Source organism: Paenibacillus sp. EZ-K15, assembly GCF_002573715.1.
Classification (GTDB): domain Bacteria; phylum Bacillota; class Bacilli; order Paenibacillales; family Paenibacillaceae; genus Paenibacillus_AQ.
The window spans coordinates 768,874-794,747 of the sequence record NZ_PDHM01000016.1; the positions used below are offsets into that span (position 1 = coordinate 768,874).

Below are 25,874 nucleotides of genomic sequence, written 5' to 3' on the forward strand. Positions count from 1 at the left end.
CTTGTAAGCACCTCCCGACTATACCAGTCTAAGCGGAATATCTTAAGAATCCTTTTAGAATTCTTAAAGAGTTATTAAAGTTACAGTTGCAAACTGAAAGAAAGGGTTCAAAAACACCCCTGAATATAGACTTCATTCTTCAGGGGTGTTGCCCTCTATCTACCTGTGTCTAGATAGTATTTAATCGCTATCCGACTTGTTCGCCTGATTCTCTTCATAAATAATCGGATACGACTGGCTTCCGATCAGCATTCTCCGCCCTTGGAACTCATCATACAGATTGATGCGAACTCCCCCTCCGCTTACATTTTTGCGGAAATTGTTATTCACTGTAATGGAGTATGATTTATTGCTGCCGATGGACAAATCGGTGCCGAGTGTTAAAGTCTTCTCCGTGGATTGTCCGGTCGGGTCAATAATCTCCATAATGAGTTTATGTTCATATTCACCTGTCTCGTAATCGCCATTCCTCATGAGATTATAATGAATAGCGGTATTGAGCATGTCTTTCCCTTCACTAAGTCTAGCTTCTCCTCTCGTAATGGAGAGTTTATAAGGAAACAATTCCACATTCCCTAGATTCGTTGCTGGTTGGATAGCTCTAGGGCTAAGCGCTAATCCCACTGTATTGATCGATCCAATAACTGCCGTTGATTCTTCCTCGAGATCGGTCAGCTTTCCGCCTGCTACACCTTCGCCGACATACAATACAAGCTGTGAAGTATTCACATTCAGCGGAAGCTTGCTCCAAACGGTCACCAGATTTTTTCCTTTCGGGCTTGTCTTGACGGACGATTGCTTGACCTCTGCCTCAAAATACTCGTTGTCCGGTGTTTTGTAGTAAGCCACCAGCTGGGCCTGCTTGGATTGACGTGTTTCCTGACTGGCCATCTCTAGTTCCGTGTATATCAAATTGGAGCTGCTGTCCTGGTAAACGGTACTCATTCGTTCACGGACCTCCGCTTTCTTGCCAGGCGTATGGATCATATAAGAATCACCTGCAGCAACCTGGTTAACCACATTGTTAACCGCTCGGGTATTTAGCGACAGAAATCTCGTGACGTCCTCTCCTGAACTTTCCTGAAGCTCAATGCGTAATTGATTGAAATTATAGGAATAAGGCACATTGGCAAGTACATACAGCTCTATGGTTTCATTAGGCGCCAGAGTCGTCTGATCATTCGGTATCACGATTTGAGCTGTACTGCTGAGGTCTCGCATATCAGCCTTAACTTGGGCTTTGAGTTCCGGCAGCTGTACGGTTAACGCTTTGGTGTTACGAATGCTGATACGGGCTGCAATTTGATCCCCATCTCCCCAAGGCATCCGCTGATATGAGCTCAGCTTTACGCCGAATGTGCCATGGTCGTTCTCGATGATATTCTCTGAGCCCAGATGGCTTTTACCTTCCTGAGCATAAGGGATTTTATAGTGGGCTGTCGGGAAGCTGATCTTCCCCTCCACAGCCGGCTCCGTCAATTGCAGCTGCAATTGAGTCTGTTTCATATGCAATGGCACATCTGCACTGAGATCGATGAGCTTCTCTTCCAGCGGCTTCAGCGTAACATTGGCAAGTGCCTTCGCATTCACCGGGATGCTGTACCCTTCATCCGTGAGGATGGAAAGCTCATAAGCCGGCAGCTTCAATGATTTTTCACCAAGATTTTTAACGCGGAATTGAAGGCTCCATTTGCCGGTATCGTTCTCAGCAAATACGGCAGCATGTTTCAGCTGCGTTTCAATCATAAGGTGATTAACGGATATTTTTTTGACGGCATAATCCGCCGCAGGCACATCAGCCGTAACGGAAGGCAGCTTGAAGGTTTTTACTGGTAGCGTCATTTTTAAAGCTTCATCTTCCTGCATGAATTGCATCGTCATATTGTCGGTTTTGAGTTTGGACGGAACCTCTGCCAGATAATAAATCGTTCGCTTCTGCCCTGGCTGAATCTTGAAGCTGGCTCCTGTTTCGTCCTCAGGCACAAGGTCGAATACCGAGCCGCCAGACGACTTTAGTTGTACTTTATATCCAGGGTCACTTAGCACCTTCTTACCTCCGTTTGCAAAATTGACCCCGATTCTCAAGTACACTTTCCCATTATGTTTCATACGCTGCATTCTTTCTGCCTTGACCGTAACAGGCTGCTGTTTCATCCGCAGCTTTGCGCTTTTGCCCTTAGCCACGGCGGTATCCGTTGCTGCTGCCGGTAGCTTGAACGATTGCACAGGAAGGTTGATTTTCAATGCTTCATCTTCCTGCGCCAGCTGCAGTGTCATGCCATTCGTCTTTATCGCGGAAGGGATCTCCGCCCAATAGTAAATGACTCTGCTCTCCTGAGGCTGGAGATTGTAGTCAGTGCTAGACGATTCGGGCAAGAGTTCAAATACCGAGCCGCCGGCCGATATTAGATATGCTTTATATCCTGGATCGCTAAGCACCTTGGTTCCTCCATTCGAGAGCTTCATCCCCAATTTTATATATATTTTTCCATTGATTGTATACCTCTCTACCGTATCTGCCTTGGCCGTAACTGAAATATTATTCATCTTCATCTTCATCTTCTTGCTCTTGCCTACAGGAACTACAGATGAGTACTGGGCCGGAATCCTGAAACCTCCCAGCTTCTTCTCATAAGTGGCGCTGCTAAAATCCCATCCGAATATGGAAACCTTCATTCCGTTTACCTGTGCCGATCGTCCAATGTTCACATAGTATGTCACGGATTGACTGCTATTCGCAGGCAACGTTCTTTTACCAGCATCACTCGTAACAACTTTTCCTTTTACGATGGCGCCACTCGGGGTGGAAACCTTGGAAAAATAATCGATAAGATCTACTCTACTGCCACTGTTATTACTGTAACGAAGTGTGTACGTGAGAATATTCCCGTCAGGTTGAACAGAAATATTCATATCCGTCAGCTTCACACTGACGCTCTGCTTCAATGTGACCGAGCCGAGTTTATCCAGCGTGAACATAGACGCGGCTGCAGCAGATTTGGAAACAGACGAATCAGCTGCGGATGTCCCGTATGTGTCCAGGACAAAAGATTGACTCAACACCGCAGCGCATAGCATCATTGCTATGCATGTCTTTTTTTGCCTGTGCATAAATGTACCTCCCTGTATAAAAAAGAAAAGAATTTATATTTGGCTTTCCCTCTTCTGTGAAATAGAAAGCAGCGCACAAACGTGGGCTGCTTCCTGGATGATCTTCCTATTCGTTTAAATAGGTGGTGACTCGGTTCTGGATCAGCTTCGCCACTTCTTCTGCGGTTTTCTGTCCGCTGAAGTACGCCATAGACTCTTCACCCGCAATCGATATCACTTTACTGTCTAGATCCACGTATTGATCCGCGGACTGAACAATTTGTTTAAACACATTGAATTGTTCGTCAGATACTTTGGCCGGCTGCCCATTCGGAAGCTTATAATCGCCACCTCCTACTTTTTCCTGAAGGTCATCGATCAGCTTTTCATTTACGGATTTAAGCATCGAGAACCCTTCTCTTTCCTGCAGTAATTGTGCTTCTTCAGACAACAGGAAGGATATGAACTTCCAAGCTTCTTCTTGTGCTGGCGATTTGGCATGGATAGCGAACACGGAAGATGTAAAAACTCTCGCGCCTTTTTGACCTGCGGTTTCTCCCGCTCTGGGTAACAGCATGATCTTGGGATGATCAAACAACATATAGGGGCCTTCGATTAATTGAAGCGGTGACATAATCGGTGTGGAGCTGAACAATTGATTGCCCGGCTTAGCCGAATCGGATGTTATGATCTTCTCATCATTCATTTTCATGGCTTGCTGAAGCAAATCCACAAATTCCGGAGAGTCGAACGATGCCTTTTTGGCTGAAGGCTCAACAAATGCAGCGTAGTTCTCAAAAAGCATCTCCTGAAAGAGGTATTCCGGCGGGTAGGACGCTAATGCATACATCTCGTTGGCACCGCTCTCCTTAGCCTTCCGGATCACTTCTTTCGAAACCTTCTCGAACTCCTTCCAATCCCAACTCTTATCATCGAACGCTACATTAGCGTTGTCCAGCATGTCCCCATTACCAACCAATACTCTCAAAGAGTAACCCAATGGGATGGTATACACTCCGTCATTCAGCTTCAGACCGTCCACTATCTTCATTTGTAAATCGTCTTTATCGAGCGTCTGGTCCTGCTCCAGCAAATCATTCATATTTAACAGAAAACCTTTGGACACATATTCTTTGAGAGGCAGGTTGTCAACTTGAAGGATATCTACGCCTTTTCCCGATAACATCGCTGTATTCGTTGTCGTTTGATACTTCTCGAATTCCCCCGGTCCCCATTGTTCACCCATGCTTTTATATGCTTGAATCTGCAAGTCGATATCCGGATGTTTCTCTTCGAACTTTTTTTCCAACGTTTGATAGAATGGATTCGACTCCCTTAGCGATAGGGTAAGAACTGTTTTCCCCTCTTTCGTTGCTGCCTTATCCGCGTTCCCGGCTTCTCCTGAGCCGCATGCGGTTAAACTCGCGATTAAAGCACCCATAGAAATAAGTAAAAGCCATTTTTTCATCGTATGATTTCCTCCTGATATGTTCTGGTTACAACGCCTCACTATTCCAAACGAACCCGGCTGCCATCCTGAAGAGGCTCGCTGCTTTTCAGAATGATCTTATCTTGTTCATAGATGCTATCCGTTTGGATCATCGTTTCTTTGTCATTCCGCTCGCCGAACTTAATGTTGACTTTTCGTGCAACAAAGACATTACCGAGTGCACCCGGCTGCTCGACGACAACAAAAACGTACATGCCTTCCCGGTCCTGATGAATAGCTTCATTAGAAACAAGCAGCCCTTGATCGAGAGAGCTTTTCTCGATGTTAATCCGAGCCTGCTCACCTCCTTTCAGCTTGGCGTTGATGAGTTTAATACGAATTCTCTTTTGAGGGACGGTTATCGTCTCGGCTCCTTCGGTTGCCCCCTCAATCATCGGTTCCGCATTGGTGATTTCTTCAATTACACCTTCCATGACATTGGCTTGCTGCTCTTTATCTGTGTGGACTTCTACCTCGATCCGCTCACCAACGGATATCCCAATGCTGGACAAGCGTTTTGCATCAGCGCCGACTTCAAACCTATAACCTTGGCTGCTATTCGAGACAATGACATCCGGCTCGCCCGCAGATGCCAGTCCTTCAACCGCATTCAGCTTCGTTACAATACCGTCGAAGGGAGCGGTAAGCATCCGATCTTTTGCCAGTCGTTCTTTCATCTCGTTGATCTTGCGTTCTTGCGCAGCAATATCGAGTTTCCCTTTTTCAATTTCACGTTTTGCGCTGCGCAGCTTAAGCTCATCCTCCCCAATGGAAGATTGAATAAACTGATCCTGAAGATTTTGCTGCTCAATCTTTTGCTTTTCCAGATTCGTTACTTCAAGTTCGATTTCTTGTCTTGCCGTTGGGTTGTCATAAGCGATAAGCTTCTGTCCCTTCTTAACACGTTCACCTTCTTTTACGTGAATCTGCTGAGCCTTCCAGTCGTTTGAACTGGATAGTTTAGCTTCGGCGATCGGCTGAAGTATTCCGCTTCCCGCGATCGATAGCTCAATGCCTCCCTGTTTCGGCTGTTCCGTGGTCACCTTGGGCAAGGTCAACGACTGCAGCGTGTTACTGAACAATGTAAACAGCAGCAGCACACCCATAAAACCCATGAACACGATTTGAAGGATTCGCTTTCGTCTTTGGTCAGCTAACCCTTTTCCTAGCTCCATATCCTTTCTTCTCCTCCTAAAAACCGCCCTAATAAGTTAACCCTTAACACCTGACAATTGAATGCCCTCTATGAAATACGACTCCGCATACAGAAATAACATTACCATCGGGGCCATATAGAGCATGGATGCAGCAAAGGCAATCCCCCGGTCGCTATCATTAATCCTGGATAAAAAGACGGACAGCGGCTGCTTGAACGGGTCGTCCAAAAAAATAAGCGGCTGCTCCACCATGTTCCAATAATCAACGAACAGCAAGATCACAAGTGCGGCCAATCCCGGCTTGATCATCGGAACAATCATCGTTATAAAAATCCGCAAATGTCCGGCACCGTCTATTTTGGCAGCTTCGATGTAGGCATAGGGAATGTCCAGCATGAACTGTCTGAGCATAAATACGCCAAAAGCTGCGAAAATGCCAGGAACAATGATGGCGCCCGTACTATTCAGCATGCCAAGCTTATCGACCATAATATAGTTGGGTACCAGCGTGACTTGGAACGGCATGAGCATCGTCATGACATAGACCAAAAACATCGAATCCCGGCCGCGGAATTTCAGCTTGGAGAATGCATAAGCAGCCAGTGCTGCGACGAGTGTCTGTCCCATAATGATCGGCACCACCATGAACACGGAGTTCCAGAACATCGTCAGATACTTCGGATTGTCGATGAACACCTTCCCATACTGTGCAAAAGACACCTTGTCCGGAATCAGTTTCAGATTTGCAAAAGAACCATCTCTACCTGGAATCGCTTCTCTCATTTGACCGATGAGGCCGTAATTGATCTGGATCTCCAGTTCTGTCATTAGTGAATTTGTGAATGTGATCACAATTGGTGATAGTAAAATCATGGCGATAACACCCATGACGAATGTTAATACACTTTTTTTCAATATATGGACAACTCGCACGAAACTTTGCTCCACCTCCTATTCCATGTACTGCCGATGTCGTCGCTCAATCGCAAACAGCACTAGTACAATCAGTAAAATACAGAGAAACATCAGGGTTGCCGCTGCAGTCAGCTTCTGAATGTCGAGTGACACAAACATATTGTTCATATAATGCTGCATCATATAAATGCTGTCATGGGGGTAATCACCTGCGATCAGATACGTTTCACGGAACACTTTGAATGAATTGATAATGGACATGATCACAACAAAAAACATCGTGGAAGTCAGATAGACCAGAGTAATACTTCGGAATTGCCGTAAACGACCAGCCCCCTCAATCCGGGCCGTTTCGTAGTAATCCTTCGGAATTTGCTGTAGTCCCGCCAGGAATAAAATGACGTTGTAACCGATGTTCTTCCATAGGTACACAATGATTACGACCCAACGTGCCGATTCCGTCTTCATCCAGTCCACCCGTTCATATCCGAAGCTGTTCAGCCAGGCGTTCAGGGAGCCGTTCCAATCAAACAGCAGCTGCCAGATCATGATGATGGAGGCGACGGGCACAACAAGCGGCATGACGTAAGCGGTTCGAAGCCATTTTTGAAAGTATGTATTTTTATGGAGCAGCATCGCTAACCCGAGCGATAGCATGACCATAAGCGGAACACTGACCGCGCTGAAGAATAATGTGTTGGATGCCGCCTTGCGGAAGGAAGCACTCCCAAGCAGCTCCACGTAATTATCGAGACCCGCAAAATGGCCGTCCACCGATTGGCTCATAAAGGAATAATACATACCCATGGCAAACGGGATAAGATAAAAGAGTGCAAATCCGATACCGCTTGGCACGAGAAAGAACATGGCCGCCGAAGCATCCTTGCGGAGCCATTTTTTCATGATTGACTGATCCTTCCTTTCTCAGTAAATTTTAGACCTCCATCCTGGCCTGTTACGCTTCCCAATACATTTAGAATAGATAAGATTGCTTAAGAAAAAAGTGGGGAAATATTAAAAATACCTAAAATATTGAAGTGACTAAGCGATTTCGTTACAAACAAAAGTGGTACAATCATAACCACCCGTTGGACGGTTGGTTATGATTTTTTTGTTAGTGTCTCCTGCCCGTTAGCTTAATGAAATTGCATGGAAACCCAGTTAGATACTTATCTAATTCGTAATCGGCTCATATTCTTGTCCTTTACGGCAATCGGAACAAGAACTTGTACCGATAAAACAAAAAAGCCGCTAAAATAGCGACTTTCAATGGGACCATGTTCTTGTCCCTCGACAAGCCGGCTTCTCCCTATTTATCACTGCTGTGGCAATAGATATCGAAAAAGGTAGCCGCTTTGGGGTCGGCTGCCTTCAATGTCTTCATTGAGCTATCGTGTCCCGTTAGCGTAATCTACTTTTGGAGACAAGGTCATCTAACCTTCTGGTAAACGAGGCCTATGGCTCCAGAATCAAATGTCTTGTTTTCGATAAGTTTAAGATTGATCTTCTCCTTGAGACCTTGGAATAACGGCAACCCGCTGCCGATCAGGACGGGAGAAACCGTAATTTTATACTCATCTATTAAATCAAGCTGCATAAGGTAGTGTGCGAACCTAGGACTGCCGAGGATGACCATATCCTTGCCTGGTTGCTGTTTGAGGTTCTTGATCTCTTCCTCGACATCTTCTTTCACCAGTCTGGAATTGTTCCATTCGACTTTCTCCAGCGTCGTGGAAAAAACGATTTTGGCTGTCTTTTCGATCCACTCGGCATGATTCCGTTCATGCTGCGAAGCTGATGGGTTCGAAGGCACAGATGGCCAGTAGCTGTGCATCATCTGATAAGTCCCACGTCCCCAAATGACAGTGTCGGCAGTACTCAGAATTTCTTTCGCGTGTTTCTCCAAATCAGCATCGTAGGAAACCCAGCCAATGTCCATTTCACCGTTCGGCCCTTCTACAAAACCGTCAAGCGATGCGTGCAAAAATAGAACAAGTTTTCTCATTTTCAGTTCTCCTTTGTTCATAGGGATATCTACATTAACTATATTATAGGACATTTCAGCTTGGTTGTTTCTTATAGATTGCTAATCACAAATGGAGTATCTTACTACCAGAAAAAATCCTTACTTTATATTCTACAAAACTGCCCGTTAGCTTAATTAACCTGATTTTGTAGTACTTTTAAGCGCTAAGCTCGTACTTAATAATCCATATCAATTACGGTTAACCATAACGGTAATCGGTACAAGTTCTTGTCCTCGGCTCGGGACAAGAGCTTGTACCGATAAAACAAAAAAGCCGCTAATTGCGACTTTCAAAGGGAACATCTACTTTTCCACCGACACATGTACGTACCGGTTCCGGTCATTTGTAACACTCCCTTTACTCTTTCTTTTTTTTGAAGAAATCGAACTTGATCACATAATCAAAGAGAAAGGTGATTGCAACAACTCCAAGTGGAATCATTGCGTATGCCCAAGGCGGATTATTTGGAGCTTCACCAGGGGGTGCATCAATTAAAATCTCAAAAAGAACAACACAGTAAATTACAGCCAATACAATACCTGTTATGTTTCTATTTTTCATAGCTGTTTTTCACCTCCCTTAACATGAACAACCACTGAAAATAAATCCTCTTATGAAAATTCAAAATAATTATATTGCTTTAATTCTATTTAAACCATTTTCAAGCAACGATATGAGTTGGCCATGCCACGAGCATTCCTCCAAATCCATATGGGTAACTATTCCACAATTTATTTTAACACGAAATTGAATTCTACTGCCCGTTGGTCCGCCCCCGCCCACGCAATGCGGCAGTCGGCGGATTATCACCGTTTAAGACGGCAAAGTCGTCAGCAGTCTGAATCCAACAGGTGGCGCTTGGCGGAGGTATATTCATCCATGTCGCGGTGCCCATAAAAAACTGTAATCCATAATTGAATTATACTGCCCGTTAGCTTAATGAATTAGAGCAGTGTAAAGTAGTTAACTATTTATATAACCGGTAATCGGACTATGTTCTTGTCGTTTACGGCAATCGGTACAAGTTCTTGTCCCCCGACAGTAAGGAAGTTAGATTTGTTCTGTGAGATCAAAAGGTTTGCGCCATCCGTTTTAGCTTAATATCCCTGCCGAGTGTTGCTCTTAAACCAGTTTTCTATAAAACTGCGACTGTTACAACCTAAATGGTGCATATTTTTACAACAGCAGCCGCAAGTAATTGGCTGCTGTTGTTGTAAGGTGCGTTGTATTCAGGTCAATTAAATCAACTTGATGATTTTGTTGAACGTCAATTATTCTGTGGGATGGTGTTCGGTTATGTTCCCAAGAGTCACCCCCTACCGCTGAACCGTTTGATCGCTTCCTCAGTCACTGGCTGGAAGAGGTTAATGAGGTTGCCGTCGGGATCACGGAACAACACAGCACGGTTCCCCCACGGCATCGTAGTCGGTTCCTTTACCCACTCGTCGACAAACTGCTTCAAGCGCTCGTATTCGGCATCGACATCGTGGACCCGGAACTCAAGGATGACAGTGTGATTGTCGGCCGCCACTGCGGAACCAATGCCGAACAGTGGCACCGTCTGGGAGTGACCGATCGCCAGGGTGCACGATGGCACAACGAGTTCAGCAAAGGCAGCCGCGGGACGTTCCGCCGAAACACCCATGACTTTCTCATAGAACTCAACAAGACGATCCACATCGTCGGTAATGATACGTACAGAAGCAAAATTCATAAAATACCATCCTTCCTATAATAAATGATACAGTACCATATCATTTTTTGGGCAAGAACAAGCTCTCCACCCCATTGTGTTTACTTAATCGATAATAAAACAACGCTACTGACAACGGTATGTCAGTAGCGGTTTAACATTTACGGGTATTCTCTCTCCTAATGTTGATACCGCCCCGTTGTCGCATGCACCTGTTTTCGATGCGAGCCCCAATTCATCCACCTGCAGACCGCTCTCATTCAGACGTCAGGCCAATGATTGCCATTCCGCTTGACATGGAATTGCACTCGTCCTATCACCGGTACCACCCTAAATTTCCCCGTGTTGCTGCCATCTCTAGTATGAATATTTTTACTCATAAATTAATAGATCTGGGATTATATTTGAACTGCAATCACATGCATATCCTTTCGTGGTGTGCTCATGAGGTGATAATAGAAGAAAAACCGCCTTTGATTTTGCGACCTCACACCCACCTTCAAAAGTAGCTGGGTGAATCCGAACCTCTCTACCAGTATCATTAAAAAAATCAAATCTCATACGACACCCCTTCTCGAAGTAGAATCCTGGTAAGTTCTAATAGCAAGATCTCGGACCTAGGACAAGAACTAAAATGCAACCTACATCGTTAGTTGGTAAAACCTCTGTAATTTCATTGATTATCAGACAAAAGAAAAAGCAGTCTACCTTTGTTTTAGGGTGGACTGCTTGCCGTCATCATACTTTAGCTTAAGCTTTGTCTTCTCTTTATCTGTTTTGTTCACTTTTTTCTTACTTGTTTCCCTACCCCAAATTAATCTCCCGGATCTTTTCCAGCGCTACCTTCGGTTTTCGGTCTTCGGTAAGCAAGCCGTTAACCTCATGCTGCACGTCCGTAATCTGCGTATAACAGTAACCGGAAATAAACGGAATTGCTTTAATCGCTCCGGTTATTCTACCGAATCTCTCCAGGAAAGCTTCCTCATTATCCACTTGATTGCCGTAACCCCAGCCATGTTCGCTCCTGAAAGCAATCCCTCCAAACTCGCTGATAATAATCGGTTGGCCTTTATAACTGTAGCCTTGGGCGAACGCAAATTTCCACTCGTTGTACGTACCGTTGCTACCCGTAATCGAGTCTTTATTCTTGTAGGTTTCGTACAAATCTTCGCCCCGCTCCACATAATCATGAAGAGTCAAAATATCAGAAATGGTGTGCTCCCATCCATCATTGGTAATGACTGGACGATAAGGATCGATAGATTTTGTCATATAATAAATACCTTCCGTAAATTTTTGCTGCCGGTCGTCATGGATAATATTCTGAATGCCCCAAGATTCATTAAAAGGCACCCAGGTAATAATGCAGGGATGATTGTATTGCTGCTGCACAACCTCAATCCATTCCTTGGTAAAACGCTCCACAGCCTCATCGTTATATTCAAAAGCAGCCGCCATTTCGGACCAGACCAGCATACCTTTGACATCACACCAATACAGGAACCGAGCGTCTTCAATTTTCATATGTTTGCGCAAACCGTTGTAGCCCATCTCGGCGATCGTCTCGATATCTTCTATCAGCGCTTCTTCGGACGGAGGCGTCAGATGACTTTCGGTCCAGTAGCCCTGATCCAGAATCAATCTTTGGTAAAGGGGAATATTGTTCAGCAGGATTTGGCCGTCTCTGATCGAGATTTTGCGCATGCCGAAATAAGAGCCCACCCGGTCAATCTCTCGTTCTCCTTCATACAGCACAAACTCCACATCAAACAGATTTGGATTGTCCGGAGACCACAAGTTTTGCAGCCAAGGTCCGTTGATGCTGCTCACCATGCCGGTTTCCGCCGTCAGCCAGGCTCTGTCCACCGAAAGGTTCAGTTTTCTTACCGTTTCGCCTTTAAAGGTAATTTCTGTCTCCAGCCGGAGATCATTTTTGTTTTTCGTACCGTTAAAACGGAAGTCAAACCGAATCATTTGGCGGTCAATGTCCGGTGTCATTTTCACCATATCCAAGCGGGTATCATGGACATGTTCGAGCCAGACGCTTTTCCAAATGCCTGTCGTCTGCACATAAAATGAATCATGATTCCGTCCGGACCAGCGCTGTTTGCCCCGAGGCTGAAGACAGCTATCGCTGTCTTCCACTTTCAGCACAATTTCATTTTCGGCGTCTTACCCCAGCAGGTCGGTAATATCAAAGGAAAAGCGAGCATACGCCCCTTCATGCTCCCCCGCAAAACTACCGTTCACCCAACAGGTGGCTTTATAATCCACGCCTTCGAAATGCAGGATCGTTTGTTTCCCTTCCGCTTCTGGGGAAAGGGTTAGTTTTCTGCGATACCAGATCTGCTCATGGAATTTCTCCTCTCCGATCCCGCTCGCCTGGGTTTCATAGGTAAACGGAACGTTTATTTTTTGTGCGGCTGGAAAATGGTCCATAAAGCGTTCTGCAACACCGGCTTTCTCATCATCGAAACTGAAATCCCACTCCCCGTTCAGATCCAGCCACTGGCTCCGTACAAATTGGGGTCTCGGATAGTTTTTTATATAAAATTTCGTAGCTGCTGTGGGCATCTTAGCACCTATCCTCTCTCTGATCACTGAAGTATACTCTATATTTCCTATCACAGATTACTATCTTGTTTAGAGAAAGAAAATGATTTATCCTATCCAATGACTGATCTATTATCCTTTGGAGGAGTGGAATCATTGATACATCTAAAGCGATGTGGATATAATGTAATTCATCCGGAAGGCTTTACTGTTGACCGCCCGGACGGCTCTGGAGATTACGTCTTTTTATTCTTCCGGAGCAAAATGGAGCTTAAGATTCATTCTCAGGCTGTTTTTGTTGAACCTAATACCTTTATTATTTTTAACAAAAACAGCCCGTATTTCTACCGGGATGTCGAACAACCTCTGATTCATGACTGGTTCCACTTTGAAATGGAGGATGCAGATGCTTTTTTTGAACGGCTGAATCTCCCTCTAGATACCTTAATCAAAGCATACGACCCCTTCTATATTTCCAGAAAAGTGAACGATATTCATTGGGAGAATCTGCAAAACGGAACCTTCCAAAATGAGATCATCGATTATACCATTCGTTGCCTGTTCATGAAGCTTAGCGATATTCGAAATCATCTGGAGCCACACCATCAGATTAGTAAATATTATGATCAGTTCCTGAACCTGAGAAATGAAGTTTTCAGTTCTCCTTCTACCTGGTATACTGTCGAGTTCTTGGCGGATAAGATGAATATGAGTCGATCTTATTTCCAGCATATGTACAAACAAATCTTTGGCATATCGGTAATTAACGATATCATCCTTAACAGAATAGGATATGCCTCCTATTTACTGAAGAACACATCGTATGCCATCAGCCATATTTCTGGAATTTGCGGTTATGAGAATGATGTACATTTTATGCGGCAATTCAAAAAATTCGTAGGACTAACTCCAAGTGAATACAGGGGAAGGTCTGATGGTGGGCAATAAGTCTCTATTCTCTTCTCCTCCCCTTTCTTTAGACTTGGTTGACAGACTGAATACACAAAACTACTCCAAGAACGCTGCGCACTATCTCCAAAACCATTCCAAGAATGGCTATCTGCGCATCACTAAGTTTTTTCAAAAGCTTTGGCATGATGAAACATAGTGAAAGGATGTCTTGGACGCCCATAATTGAAAACACAAGTCCGATTAGTGCAGGCCTCCAACTGAACGTATCTATTGTAAATTGTGACAAAATTGCCTGATGGAAGGTCTTAATTGGAGTACAGGTTTATATGAACATGAAATTCCTGTAGATATTGATGAAGATACCGTGGTACTCATAGAAGGAGTACTGTTATACCGCCCATGGCTAATTAATAAAACGGAAATTCTCAGTAGAGGAGAAATTAGGGGCGTATCTCGAAGTGGTAAATGGATCTTAAATAAATATAAAACAAGATATATTCCTGTTCACCAATGCTACCTTTCTGAAGATAGACCACTCTCGGATTCATTAGAATATCCTTTTGAAAAAGCACGGTAAACAGTATATTTTTGTAATAGAAAGAACTAGCTTTTAGTCGCCTAGTTCTTTTTTTATACGATAAGTAGTCTGTCTTCTAACACCCTATTCTTGGCAAACCTAGGGGTCTTTTTCTAAATTACCGTTTTGTTAATGTCTGCTGCTCTCGATGAACTCAACAAGCTTCTTTGAATCTGATCATCTGATACTTACAGCAACTCGAGCATTTCGGGTGCTTTAAAGATGCTTTGAAATGTTTGGTCCGGTGTATCCGTGTATACCGTCGCGATCCACTCGTCATCTTCGCTAAACAGAGGCCATTATCCCCCTCATTCTATGGAGCAATAAAACGATTGGTAGTGACAGGTCCTCCCTCCCGTCATCTTCAGCGTCAGCATTTGAGCAGCTAAAGGGATATAGAAACAGCGGCATTGTAGGACACAAATATCCTAGAATGCCGCTGTATGATTCAACTATAACGTTCCCCGTTAGTATAACAATGCATCATCTCTGCAGTTCCCGAAGGAGTTAATGTACAATGAGGACTGGGCAACTTGATAGCTGTGAAACCTTGTGGCTGACACTTCCAAGCATCATTTCTTTTATCCCCCTTAGCCCACGGCTTCCGATAATAATAAGTTGCTGCTCGGTATCCCTTGCATAATTTAATATTTCATGTGCAGGATCTCCCTTAAGATGAACGGTTTCCGGGTTAATCCCCGCAGAGTTTAATTTAGATTTGGCTTGTTGCAGCTGTTCCAAACTCGCTTTTTCCATTTCGTTCAATATATCTTCCAAGAAATTCTCTGGTACATATGTCATGCCATTCGATACATATTCCTGGCTGACATTAACCAAGGTAACTTGAGTTTGTTTGTTTCGGGCTATTTCAATGGTTGCATCGAGGAGTTTGTTCGTTATTTCAGCTTTATCAATGGCCACAATAATTTTATCAAACATATTTATCGTCCTTTCCGTGGCAACTCGTAACTATTTCGGCTACCTACAAAACGGTTTCTTGCTGCTCCTATACCGACTAAAAAGAGTAAGACCGAAGCGCCAAGCAGAATGAAAAGTGGCAGGTTCCAACTATTTGTCGCATCATGCAGATATCCTATAAGGGCAGGACCGATTGCGGCAAGAAGATATCCGATCGATTGGGCCATGCCAGACAGTTCCGCTGCTTGATGCGCATTTTCAGTACGTAACCCGAAAAACATCATGGACAAACTAAAGGCGAAGCCTCCACCAATTCCGAGTATGATGATCCACAACAGAATGATATGGGAGCTTCCGTAAAGAAGTCCGAGCGTTCCCGTCAAAAGCAAAATGGATGTGATGACCACTAACAAACGTTGGCTAGACATGCGCCCAGCAATAACGGGGACAATAAAGGTAAATGGAAGCATAGCTAACTGCATGATCGAGAGGTACCATCCTGATTGGTTGGAGTCAATTCCTTGCTGCTTTAAAATTTCAGGCAACCATGCGATCAACACATAGAAAACCATGGACTGTATACCCATAAACAAGGTTACTTGCCAGGCAAGCGGGGATCGCCAAACATTCACATCGTTGCTGGCCATCTGTTGACTCGTCGTGGCTGTTTGCTTCGTTTGATTTCTTAATTGGGGTAACCAACAGAGGATCGATACAAAGCTTAGAATCCCCCATATTCCCAATGCTCCCTGCCATTTTAGACCTGCATTCACGGCTAGCGGTACACTGATTCCCGATGCGATTGCTCCACATAAATTCATTGAAATGGAGTAAACACCTGTCATGGAGCCAATTTTATCTGGGAAATCCCTTTTGATTATACTTGGCAATAATACATTACATACGGCAATTGCGAATCCAAGAATTGCTGTCCCAATAAACAGATTAGCTGCGCCAGATAAAGAACGTATTACAATACCAACAGTCAGAAAGATTAGAGCAATCAAAATGATACGTTCAACCCCATACCTTCGTCCTAGTTTGGGTACTAGAGGTGATAATAAAGCAAAGGCAAGCAAGGGTACCGTTGTGATCAGGCCTGCTAATGTATTTGAAATATGAACGTCATCCCTTATAAGGCTCACTAAAGGACCAACTGAGGTTAAGGGAGTACGTAAATTAGCTGCAATAACAATAATGCCGAGAATGATCAGTCCTATAGAGAATGGTACGGCTTTTTTATTTTGTTTGTTCGGCATTCTTCATTTCTCCTTCCTGAACTAATACGTAGTGTTTGTTTCCTACTGAGTGAAAAACTATGCAATAACATCCGCGCGAACAATAAAAGTATAGTATAGTATATTATTTTTAACAAGAAGTATTTTATAACACGCCATAACCCATCTAAAAACAAAAATACAACTCTGAATTCCCGTCATGGAATTCAGAGTTGTATTGAATAAGTGGAGTATTCGACTTTTAGAAACCATACTTTAAGGATATATGGAGCACTGTTTCGCTATTCGTATGATTGGTATAAGAGTGAGGAAAATCTGCACGAAAACTGATTGTATCATATTGATTCAATGTATAAATCTCTCCATTGAGTTGAATATCAATGGAACCCGTCATTACTGTCGCAATTTCAGTTGTATTCACATGATGACCTTCAGGGTGATACGAGCTATTTGGCTGTAAGTAAGCCCGACACATTTCAATATCGTTGCTTTTAAAGACTGGTTCAATGATCCAATTTTTTTGATCATTAGAAAACCGCAGTCCTTCGCCTGCTCGATACAAACTAACAGGGTCTTCTGATTTGAACAAAGCCAATAGCGGTAAAGATATGCCTTTTGAAATTTTCCATATAATCGCCAAAGTTGGATTTGTATCGCCACGTTCGATATTCCCCAGAGTAAGTTTGCTTACGCCCGTTAATTCCGCTAAGTCGTCTAAACTTATGTTTTTTTCTTTTCTGTACTTTTTCAAGGCACCGCCGATTTGTAATACAATTTGTTTTGATTCATCGACTTCATCCATTTGATATTCACCTCAACAAATAACTTTATAGCTAGTATATTGTTTATCTAGACTCTTTTCCATACGATTAGTATTTGATGGTGGACTACACACTCCTATGCAAAATTCTGACGTCTATGTACTAATCTGCCCGTTAGCGTAATGCCATTTAAACGGAATAAAAACAGTTCCTCCCTATAAGTGAACTGTTTTTATTTAAATGATTCAAATTGATTATTAAGCCAGGTTCGATTCTGTTCTGCATTGATTAATAAGTTTGCGAGTTCATTTATTGATAGACTCATGTACCTTCTTTTTGTTCGTTCTAAATCTCAGAGAGTGTTCCTACTTTTTGCGTGTAATCCTCGTATATTTCTCGAAGTTCCTCTGGTCCTCTTAAAATTCCTTTTTGAATGTCAATGTATGCTGCCCAGTTATCATGTAATGATCCGTCGATTCAGATATCTGCTGGGAAGTTGGTGCAGAGTAGTATTCTGTTACTCCAATATCTTTCTGATGAAGAAGTTCTTTAACGATATCTAACGGTAACTTCTCAGTCTGCACCGCTTGTGTTGCAAAGGCATGACTAAAATACTTATCTAATCGGTAATCGGCTCATGTTCCTGTCCTTTTCGGCAATCGGTACAAGTTCTTGTCCTCGACTCGGGACAAGAACTTGTACCGATAAAACAAAAAAGGCGCTAAATTAGCAACTTTCTATGGGACGATGTTGTTGTCCCTCGACACTTGTCCATTTTGGGCTCGCGTAACTTCAAAGCAGGAGCGGTTACTCCGAATGATAATTTTGTAATCCGTGGTGACATTATCTCCTCCTCCGCCAATGCCTCCTACCTGCCATATGATGGATATGGCTGTTCTTGACAATGAAGTGATACCGTTAATTTTTTTCATCCCTTCGGTATTGGTCAAGGCATACTTACTCCAATCCTTGCCCCCGGCAATTTTCTCCTCACAAACCCCTCACGCTATGCGGCAGCGTAAGGGGTTTTGTTATTATTAGTGAATATGAGGCAGCATTCTTCTACCTGCTCCAACTGCTCTCTAACCAAGCGGCAGGCACGCAGTAGATACTAAAGTCTTTTTTGGATAACAAGTCTGGCGAAAACTCCTCCAGATAAGGGCTGATCAGCTCCCAATACAATCTGAAATAAATAAGCGTGGGCTTCCGCCTGTTTACAAGTAATAAATGCCTGTCGAGGTATCGGCAACGACGAACGGATCTTGGACCGGATTGCGGATTTGCTGAATCGGAAGCGATATTGAATACAATCATCTCGTTCATCCTTCCCATTCGAATGGATAGTGATAGCTACTGCGAGGATGGATGGATCAGCATGGATTTGAGAGGCACCATCGAATCCTCCGGAACGTAATAATTGAATTTGTTGTCGCTGATCTGCCCAAGCAGCTGGCGGCGTATCGGATCGGCGTCCTTCAGCAGGCTCACAGACGCCGAATGATAGTCGATAGGACGCATCCAGATCGGGCTGTAGCCGAGGAACAGCTGCCTTCTTGTGAATGCGGAGCGATTCGGCGAGCCAGCATGCCACAAGTTTTGGGCGAACACGAAGACGTCACCTGGTTTTCCGCACACTTGTACCTCTCCGTCAAGCTGCTGGCGCACATCCTTGTGATTCGGATTGTACGGCTGCTTGTGACTGCCCGGAATCACTTTCGTATTGCCGCGATCCGGCTCCGACATATCGCTCAAAATATAGCAAACTTTAATATAATAGGTTGCCGTCATGCCGTTAATGACAGGAAATTGCGGATGCGGACCGTCTTGATGCCAATCGATAAAGCTGTGCGTGGCCGTTTGGGCTTCGCTTGGATTCGGTTGTCTGATCGTGAGGTGGGAGATGTGAAGCTGAATGTTGTGGCCAAGCAAATTAACGATTAACGGAAGAATAGCAGGCTGATCGATTAATGCAGCGATCTCGGGATGGCGTTCTACGCTGTTATAAATATTATGTGAAAGCGCTTCTGGTTCCGTCAAGACAATTTCGTCGATCGCGGCATTCAGCCGGCTCACCTGTTCCTGCGACAAAATATCCGGTATAACCAAATACCCCTGTTCATGAAATTGCTCCATTAATTTCGGTATTTCCAAATTGGCTGTCTTCATCCTTTATACCTCCTACTTGTATTTAATTTAATTATATTTGGCGAACCATCTTGTTATAATGTAAGAAAAATTCATTTCCCTTGTAAATAATTTCAATCTATGAAAGGGTGTTGTCATGCAATGGAGTTCAGCCGATTTCTGGATCCCGATCTGCAATACCATGTCTACGTGAAGGATACCCCTCAATTTCAGAAGACGCATGATACGTATGATCATTGGGCGTTGTTCATCGTCGAAGAAGGCGCTTTTAATTACAGAATGGGCAGCCAAAGCGGAAGGGCGGTCAAGGATGACATCGTATTATGCCCGCCCGATCTAACCTTCTACCGGCAAACGGACGGTTTATCGTTCCATCTCATGGGGTTTCAATGGATCAATTCCCTAGAGGAGCCTCCGCGTGCGGAGGATTTCCCGACTTTCGGCAAGCTTCGGCTATTGAACAACAAACGCTTCCAATCCACCCTCTCTCAATTTCGCGAAGCCCAATACTTGCATGCAGGGATTGGTCATACGTACAAGAAACATCTTCTCAGGGATCTGCTCTACTTGCTTCAGATCGAGCAATCCGAGCAGCATACGATGACCTTGTTCAGCGAGGATCCGATCCTTGGGCGAGCGCTGCATCTGCTTCAGCAGCAAGCAGAATTCGGCCTATCGTTGAAGTCGATCGCTGTGGAGCTTGGTCTAACCCAGGTGCAGCTGACAAGACTGTTTACACGCGAGCTAGCGCCTACGCGACTAATCTTAGAATGGACAAGGTGAAGCAACTCCTTGTATACTCTTCGCTTACTCTTGCCCAAATCGCCGAGCATTGCGGTTTTACCGACGAACATCATTTAAGCAAAAGTTTCAAAAAACTGTGCGGCGTCAATCCTTCGTCGTACCGAAAAACACATAGCGTATGATAGAACAAGCCGACCTGCATCGAATGAGGTCGGCCTTTCGTTCCCGTTATTTAGTCCCCGTAACCAAGCGCCTTAAGCTGATCCATGGCGCTATCCACTAACGCTTTGTAGTTCATAGACGTTTCCAGCGTCTTGATAAAGTCATCATATTCGGTCAATGGACGTTTATCGTATATAAACTTCGCGATCTCCTCTTCCATGTACCGGTTCGCATCGGCAGGGTTATATCCCTCTGGATTGTCGATAAATCCGTTCAACGCTTCGATGCGAGGTTGATCGTTCGCGAATTCGATTGCAGCCGATTGTGCGGCGAACTTCGCTTGTAAATACTCCATTTCCGGTCTGCCGGTGAATTGGTACAGCCAAGAATGGCCGACCTCGCCCGCTTTGTCCGTCATCAACGGCTTGCCGCCCTCAAGTGTGAAGTGCGTATCCTTCACCCCGAACTGCACGAGCAGCGAGCCTCCGTCCGGATTCGAAATATAGTTGAGCAGATCGAACACCCGCTGCAGTTTCTCCGGGTCTTTCTCAAGCGCTTTCGGAATGGCATATCTCCCAGGCGCCGCGCCGATATCCCATGAACCGTCGAATTGTCCTCCTGTACCTGAAGGAGCGGCGATTTGCAGCCATTCCGCATTCGGATTAACGGTTTTGATCTGTTCCACGAACTGCTCCTTCGTCATGTTCGGCCAATCGATATAGACGATGCCCGCCTGCCCTTTGATCGCCTTCTCTTGATGCTGCAATCCGCTATTGGCGAGCAGCTCCGGATCAACCGATCCGGATCCAATCATGTCCTTAATAAAGACCAAAGCATCCTTCATTGCCGGTTCATGCAGCGCATTGACGACTTTGCCATCCTTCTCGTAGAAGTTGCCTGGCATTCCGACGCCGAAGGCTCCGAAAACGGTCGAGAATGCGCTCAACTTGCCGCCCGTTAGACCAAAGGTGTCCGGCTTGCCATTTCCATCCGGATCGTTCTTAGTGAACGCTTCCGCTACGGAAGCCAACTGTTCCACGGTCGTCGGCACTTCCAGCTTCAGCTTGTCGAGCCAATCCTTGCGGATCCATAAGGTGTTGTAAGGGATTTGCGGAGATTTGGAGATGCCATATACTTTCCCGTCGACCATCCCCTTCTTGACGCTGTCCTCCCCGATGAACGCTACCGTTTGCTCCAATTTATCCATATACGGCGTCAGATCGAGCAGCAGCCCTTGCTTGGAAAATTGAATTAACTGCTGCCGGTCGACCATGAACAGGTCGGGAAAGTTCCCCGAGGACATTCGAACGTTTAGTTGATTGTTGTAATCGTCCGCTGCTGGATACACTGTCAGGTTCAGGTCGATATTCAGCGCCTTATCCAATTCCTGCTTAATTATGTCTTTATCGGGCGACGGAAGATTGTTCCCCGTCTCGATAATATCGAGCTTAACCGGTTTGCCGCTAGGCTGCTCCGTCGTTTCCGCTCCGGGCTTGGCGGTAGCGCCCGAATGGTTTCCCGGATTCTCGCTGCTGTTTCCCCCCGAACAAGCCGTAAGCATTGCTCCCGCTAATGAAACGGCTACTAGCAAAGTCCCTAATTTCTTCATGATCTTAACCCCTCTCTGAATGGTTTCGTCGGTTAACCTTTAATCGAACCAAGCAGCATCCCTTTTGTAAAATGCTTTTGAAGAAACGGATAGATCACGATGACCGGCAAGCTCGCAATCATGACGGATGCCATTTGCATCGTCTGCGTCGGCATCATATTTTCCGCGTTCTCCAGCGGCTGCTGGCTTTGCATCAGAATTTCCCGGACGACGACCTGCAGCGGATACAGCGTGCGATCAGTCACATAAAAAATCGCTTGAAAAAACTCGTTCCAATGGCCGACCAGGTAAAACAATCCAACAGTCAACAAGACAGGAACGGAAAGCGGCGTAACGATTTGCAGCAGGATGCGGAACTCTTTGGCTCCATCCATTCGGGCCGACTCGAACAGCTCCTCCGGCAGCCCTTCAAAAAAACTTTTCATAATAAGAACGTTAAAGCTCCAGACTGCATTTGGCAAAATCATCGCCCAGATAGAATCGAGCAGCCCCATCGACTTAACGACCAGATAGGTCGGAATAAGCCCTCCACTGAACAACAAGGTGAACACGATCATGAGCAGAAAAAAGTTTCTTCCCGGCAAATTCCGGCGGCTGAGCGGGTACGCCATCAGTCCCGTCAAGACGAGATTGACCGCTGTTCCGATCACCGTAATGAGAACGGTTATTTGGAACGCCTTCGGAATATTGGACTCCGTCAGCAGCGTGCGGTAAGCGGAAAACGTAATTTCCTTCGGGAACAATATGAATCCGCCGTTACGCAGTACTTCTCCGAACGGAGTGATGGATACGGATATGACATAAAGGATCGGCAGAATGGCGACAAGCCCGCATATTCCGAGAATGACGTATATAATTGTGTTAAAAATTTTATCGTCGAGGCCTCTTACCATATGCCCTCACCCCATTTCTTCGCCACGCGGTTAGCACCTAGCACAAGGATGAGCCCGATGACCGATTTGAACAATCCGACTGCCGACGCCAAGCTGAAATTAAGCTGCTGCAGACCGGTTCGGTAAACCCATGTGTCGATGATGTCCGCAACCGGGTATACCTGAATATTGTACAGAATGTAAATTTGATCAAAGCCTGCGTCAAGCAGATGGCCAAGCTTCAGAACGAACAGCAGGACGATAATGCTTCTAATGCCAGGAAGCGTAATATGCCAGATCATTCGCATTCGGCTCGCACCATCCACCTTCGCCGCCTCGTAAAGCGTCGGATCGATGCCCGCCATCGCGGCTAAATAGATAATCGCACCCCAGCAGAGAGTTTGCCATACCTCCGATCCAACCAGTATGCTGCGGAAATATTCCGTCGAGGTCAGAAACGGGATCGAGCTTCCCCCCGCTTCCACAATCCAGCGGTTTATGAGACCACCGTTCTGGGAGAAGAGCGTCAAAAGAATGCCGAAAATAATGACCCAAGACAAGAAGTGCGGCATGTAGGTCAGCGTTTGTACAATCGACTTCAGCCAGCGAACACGGCATTCGTTCAGCAGTACGGCCAGCATGATCGGCGGCAGCGTTCCCCATAACAGCTTGTAGAGGCTGATCAAAAGCGTATTGGTCAGCAGTTGGCTGAAGTAAGGCGACTCGTAAAAGCTCTGAAAATGCTTATACCACGGATCAACCCACGAGCTGCCCGTTATGCCGTCCAGGATCGCAAAATCTTTGAAAGCGATAATGACTCCGTACATCGGGAAGTACCGAAATATGACAAAATAAATAATGCCGGGCAGCAGCATGACGTAAAAGGCTTTAAACCGCCATGCTAACTTTAAAATCATGAGCAGCTTTGTCCGCGGAGATAAACGTATCCGAGGGGCTGGCGTTAGGCTATGATTGGCTTCCATCGTATCCCTCCCTGGTTTGAATGCGCTTCCAATTAAGGTAAGTATAAAGGTCCCGACGTCTCCTCGATATACACAAAAACGTAAAAAATGTACGTATTTCCTTCATCATCATTAACATCGATAACGGATCCATCTGCATCAATATCAACGATAAATGAGTAAAGGCTGTCACGAATGGTCAGAAGAAACCACGTGACAGCCTTGGTATCGTTATTGGTTAACGCCAAATACCTAATCGTTCGTCGCTTTCCGTCAGGACGGGCATATCGACGCGGACAACAGTACCTGCCCCTTCCGCGCTTCCGATTCGCAAGCCGTACGTCTCGCCGTGATGGATCCGAATCCGCTCATGCACGTTCCGCAGCCCGATGCCCGTAAACCGGTACATGGAGCCCTGCCCACCGTCCTGATTTTCCAACAGCAGCCTCCTCCGCTTCTCCTGCCTGATGCCTATCCCGTTATCGCGCACATAGAGTCTCAGAATACCCTTCCTCAGCCTGCCTTTCACGACGATAAGCCCTCCGTGATTCGGCGTTAGTCCATGGAAGAGTGCATTTTCTACGAGCGGCTGCAGCGTAAGCTTAAGTATGCGATACTGCAGAAGGTCAGGATTGATATCAATCTTAAACTGATATTGTTCCCCAAAGCGCACCTGCTGAATATGCATGTACATTCGCAGCCCTTCCAGCTCCTCCTCAAGCGATACGTATTCCGATTGCTTGTCGAAGCTGAAGCTTAACAGCTTGACCAGTGAACGAATCGTATCGCGCAGCTCGTCGATACGCTGCTGCTTTGCCAAGCTGCTTATGCAGGCAAGGGTATTATACAGAAAATGGGGCGCAATCTGGCTTCGCAGCATCTTCAGCTCGTATTCCTTCTTCTGCTCCTCCGCATTTTTCGTCTTCTGAAGCAGATTCTGAATCCTCTCGAGCATGGCATTGTAGCTCTGCGTTAGCCTGCCGATTTCGTCCATTCTCGTGACAGGCAGCTTCGCCACGACCTGAAAGTTGTTAAGACGGTCCATCTTCTCGACAAATCGGCGAATCGGATGCGTGAACGATCGGCTGAGCAGATACGCGCTGATCAGTAGCATAATGATCCATACGATACTCGCGGTCCGGTAGTTGTTGTTCAGCTTCTGCAGGTCCTGATAGAAATAATCCTCTTCGATGAACGCCGCAAGCGACCAGCCTAGACGGTTTTTGGTCGACTTCACGGCAACGAGCGGATTCAAGGAATCACCTTCTATGCCGCTGACACCGACTTTGAGCAAGGCGAGCTGCCCGCGAAAGCTCTCCTCCAGCTTCGGCGGATACGAGGCCGCTTGGAATGGGAGCAGCTTATCTCGGGAATCCAGCCGATTAATGACGCTGCCTTCCTTCGTGAACAGTATGTAAGATTGATAGATCATCGGCGCAATACGCTCCGTGAGCAAATCGAGATTAAGTTCGGCGACTACGACTCCCTTCACCTTATCGCCTGCATCCGCAATAGGCAATACGTAAGCAAGCGTTCGCCCCGACATTGGCGAATCATAAGGCTCGCTCACGTTAATAGCCCCGTAGTTATTTAGCGCCAGCTCATAGAGCTGATTCAGCTTTGGATTCCCGATGATGTCATAAACGACCTGCGAGCTTGCAAATACTTGGCCGTCCGCTCGAATCATGTACAATGTTCTGGCAATGGAGTTGTTTATCCCCGCGAACTTGCGAAGCGTCTCCACGGCTGCCTCCTCATTCCCTTCCTCCAGCAAATCGGCGCGGGTCGAGAGTAGCAGCAGCATATTTTCCACATTATCCAAACTTGCATCGATATATTGATTCGTCCGGCTGACGAGCAGCACGGCATCGCGAATGACTTGATTCTGAAGCAGACTTTCCGCCTCGTGGAGGTTGCGCCATGCAAGCACTTGAACGAGCAGCAGCGTCACGATAAACAAATAAATAAACTGCTTGGAAGCTAGGCCAAGGCTGGCATACCAATGAAACAGTTTCTTCATTTCCACCCTTCCTTCGCGCTCGTTCTCTCT

20 protein-coding genes and 2 pseudogenes are annotated in these 25,874 nt (G+C 45.5%); 3 read left to right on the top strand and 19 right to left on the bottom strand.

Going from position 1 to position 25,874, the window contains the following annotated elements; genetic code table 11:
- Positions 1 to 180 precede the first annotated feature (180 nt).
- From CRG97_RS15945 to CRG97_RS15985, 9 genes and pseudogenes are all read right to left on the bottom strand, one after another.
- Positions 181 to 3,111, bottom strand: a complete 2,931-nt coding sequence (locus tag CRG97_RS15945; RefSeq protein ID WP_098744755.1) for a hypothetical protein — start codon at positions 3,109 to 3,111, stop codon at positions 181 to 183.
- A gap of 106 nt (positions 3,112 to 3,217) precedes the next feature.
- Positions 3,218 to 4,558 carry an ABC transporter substrate-binding protein gene (locus CRG97_RS15950; protein ID WP_098744758.1) on the bottom strand — a complete coding sequence of 447 codons (1,341 nt, stop codon included), beginning with the start codon at positions 4,556 to 4,558 and terminating at the stop codon, positions 3,218 to 3,220.
- 41 nt (positions 4,559 to 4,599) lie between these two features.
- Entirely contained in the window at positions 4,600 to 5,754 is a 1,155-nt protein-coding gene (locus CRG97_RS15955; RefSeq protein ID WP_098744761.1) for an efflux RND transporter periplasmic adaptor subunit, read from the bottom strand.
- Positions 5,755 to 5,790: 36 nt separating this feature from the next.
- Complete coding sequence (locus CRG97_RS15960) at positions 5,791 to 6,609, bottom strand: carbohydrate ABC transporter permease (protein WP_237566425.1); 819 nt, start codon at positions 6,607 to 6,609, stop codon at positions 5,791 to 5,793.
- Between the two features lie 78 nt (positions 6,610 to 6,687).
- Positions 6,688 to 7,554, bottom strand: coding sequence for a carbohydrate ABC transporter permease (locus CRG97_RS15965; protein ID WP_098744767.1), 867 nt, complete (start codon positions 7,552 to 7,554; stop codon positions 6,688 to 6,690).
- Positions 7,555 to 8,080: 526 nt separating this feature from the next.
- Positions 8,081 to 8,656, bottom strand: a complete 576-nt coding sequence (locus CRG97_RS15970) for a dihydrofolate reductase family protein (RefSeq protein ID WP_098744770.1) — start codon at positions 8,654 to 8,656, stop codon at positions 8,081 to 8,083.
- A gap of 379 nt (positions 8,657 to 9,035) precedes the next feature.
- Positions 9,036 to 9,239, bottom strand: a complete 204-nt coding sequence (locus tag CRG97_RS15975) for a hypothetical protein (protein WP_098744773.1) — start codon at positions 9,237 to 9,239, stop codon at positions 9,036 to 9,038.
- Positions 9,240 to 9,987: 748 nt separating this feature from the next.
- Positions 9,988 to 10,392, bottom strand: coding sequence for a VOC family protein (locus CRG97_RS15980; protein ID WP_098744776.1), 405 nt, complete (start codon positions 10,390 to 10,392; stop codon positions 9,988 to 9,990).
- A 783-nt stretch (positions 10,393 to 11,175) separates the two neighbouring features.
- Positions 11,176 to 12,945, bottom strand: a pseudogene (locus CRG97_RS15985) (glycoside hydrolase family 2 protein).
- Between the two features lie 135 nt (positions 12,946 to 13,080).
- Here CRG97_RS15985 and CRG97_RS15990 point away from each other — a divergent pair.
- Complete coding sequence (locus CRG97_RS15990) at positions 13,081 to 13,872, top strand: helix-turn-helix domain-containing protein (RefSeq protein WP_098744779.1); 792 nt, start codon at positions 13,081 to 13,083, stop codon at positions 13,870 to 13,872.
- Positions 13,873 to 13,951: 79 nt separating this feature from the next.
- Here the strand turns inward: CRG97_RS15990 and CRG97_RS15995 are convergent.
- From CRG97_RS15995 to CRG97_RS16020, 6 genes and pseudogenes are all read right to left on the bottom strand, one after another.
- Positions 13,952 to 14,131: pseudogene (locus tag CRG97_RS15995) on the bottom strand (MFS transporter); the annotation flags it as partial.
- A gap of 789 nt (positions 14,132 to 14,920) precedes the next feature.
- A complete protein-coding gene (locus CRG97_RS16000) occupies positions 14,921 to 15,352 on the bottom strand; it encodes a universal stress protein (RefSeq protein WP_098744782.1) in 432 nt (143 codons plus the stop codon).
- 2 nt (positions 15,353 to 15,354) lie between these two features.
- Positions 15,355 to 16,590 carry a CynX/NimT family MFS transporter gene (locus CRG97_RS16005; protein ID WP_098744785.1) on the bottom strand — a complete coding sequence of 412 codons (1,236 nt, stop codon included), beginning with the start codon at positions 16,588 to 16,590 and terminating at the stop codon, positions 15,355 to 15,357.
- Between the two features lie 220 nt (positions 16,591 to 16,810).
- The gene (locus CRG97_RS16010; RefSeq protein WP_098744789.1) at positions 16,811 to 17,371 is read right to left on the bottom strand and encodes a helix-turn-helix domain-containing protein; all 561 of its coding nucleotides are present in this window, start codon (positions 17,369 to 17,371) and stop codon (positions 16,811 to 16,813) included.
- Between the two features lie 696 nt (positions 17,372 to 18,067).
- Positions 18,068 to 18,280: a hypothetical protein gene (locus CRG97_RS16015; RefSeq protein ID WP_098744792.1), complete on the bottom strand. Its 213-nt coding sequence runs from the start codon at positions 18,278 to 18,280 to the stop codon at positions 18,068 to 18,070.
- Between the two features lie 400 nt (positions 18,281 to 18,680).
- Positions 18,681 to 19,496, bottom strand: coding sequence for a phytanoyl-CoA dioxygenase family protein (locus CRG97_RS16020; protein WP_098744794.1), 816 nt, complete (start codon positions 19,494 to 19,496; stop codon positions 18,681 to 18,683).
- A 120-nt stretch (positions 19,497 to 19,616) separates the two neighbouring features.
- Between CRG97_RS16020 and CRG97_RS16025 the strand changes: the two genes are divergently transcribed.
- The gene (locus CRG97_RS16025) at positions 19,617 to 20,258 is read left to right on the top strand and encodes an AraC family transcriptional regulator (protein ID WP_237566426.1); all 642 of its coding nucleotides are present in this window, start codon (positions 19,617 to 19,619) and stop codon (positions 20,256 to 20,258) included.
- Complete coding sequence (locus CRG97_RS33655; RefSeq protein WP_237566427.1) at positions 20,246 to 20,401, top strand: helix-turn-helix domain-containing protein; 156 nt, start codon at positions 20,246 to 20,248, stop codon at positions 20,399 to 20,401. The genes CRG97_RS16025 and CRG97_RS33655 overlap by 13 nt, the downstream gene beginning before the upstream one ends.
- A 50-nt stretch (positions 20,402 to 20,451) precedes the next feature.
- Here the strand turns inward: CRG97_RS33655 and CRG97_RS16030 are convergent, their stop codons facing one another.
- The 4 genes from CRG97_RS16030 to CRG97_RS16050 all read right to left on the bottom strand — a co-directional run bounded on the left by CRG97_RS16030 (position 20,452) and on the right by CRG97_RS16050 (position 25,844).
- Entirely contained in the window at positions 20,452 to 21,990 is a 1,539-nt protein-coding gene (locus tag CRG97_RS16030; protein WP_098744797.1) for an extracellular solute-binding protein, read from the bottom strand.
- A 32-nt stretch (positions 21,991 to 22,022) separates the two neighbouring features.
- Positions 22,023 to 22,883, bottom strand: a complete 861-nt coding sequence (locus tag CRG97_RS16035; protein WP_098744800.1) for a carbohydrate ABC transporter permease — start codon at positions 22,881 to 22,883, stop codon at positions 22,023 to 22,025.
- On the bottom strand, positions 22,877 to 23,779 hold the full coding sequence (locus CRG97_RS16040; protein ID WP_481856203.1) for an ABC transporter permease: 903 nt from the start codon (positions 23,777 to 23,779) through the stop codon (positions 22,877 to 22,879). The genes CRG97_RS16035 and CRG97_RS16040 overlap by 7 nt, the downstream gene beginning before the upstream one ends.
- 283 nt (positions 23,780 to 24,062) lie before the next feature.
- Positions 24,063 to 25,844: a sensor histidine kinase gene (locus CRG97_RS16050; protein ID WP_098744810.1), complete on the bottom strand. Its 1,782-nt coding sequence runs from the start codon at positions 25,842 to 25,844 to the stop codon at positions 24,063 to 24,065.
- Between the last annotated feature and the right edge of the window lie 30 nt (positions 25,845 to 25,874).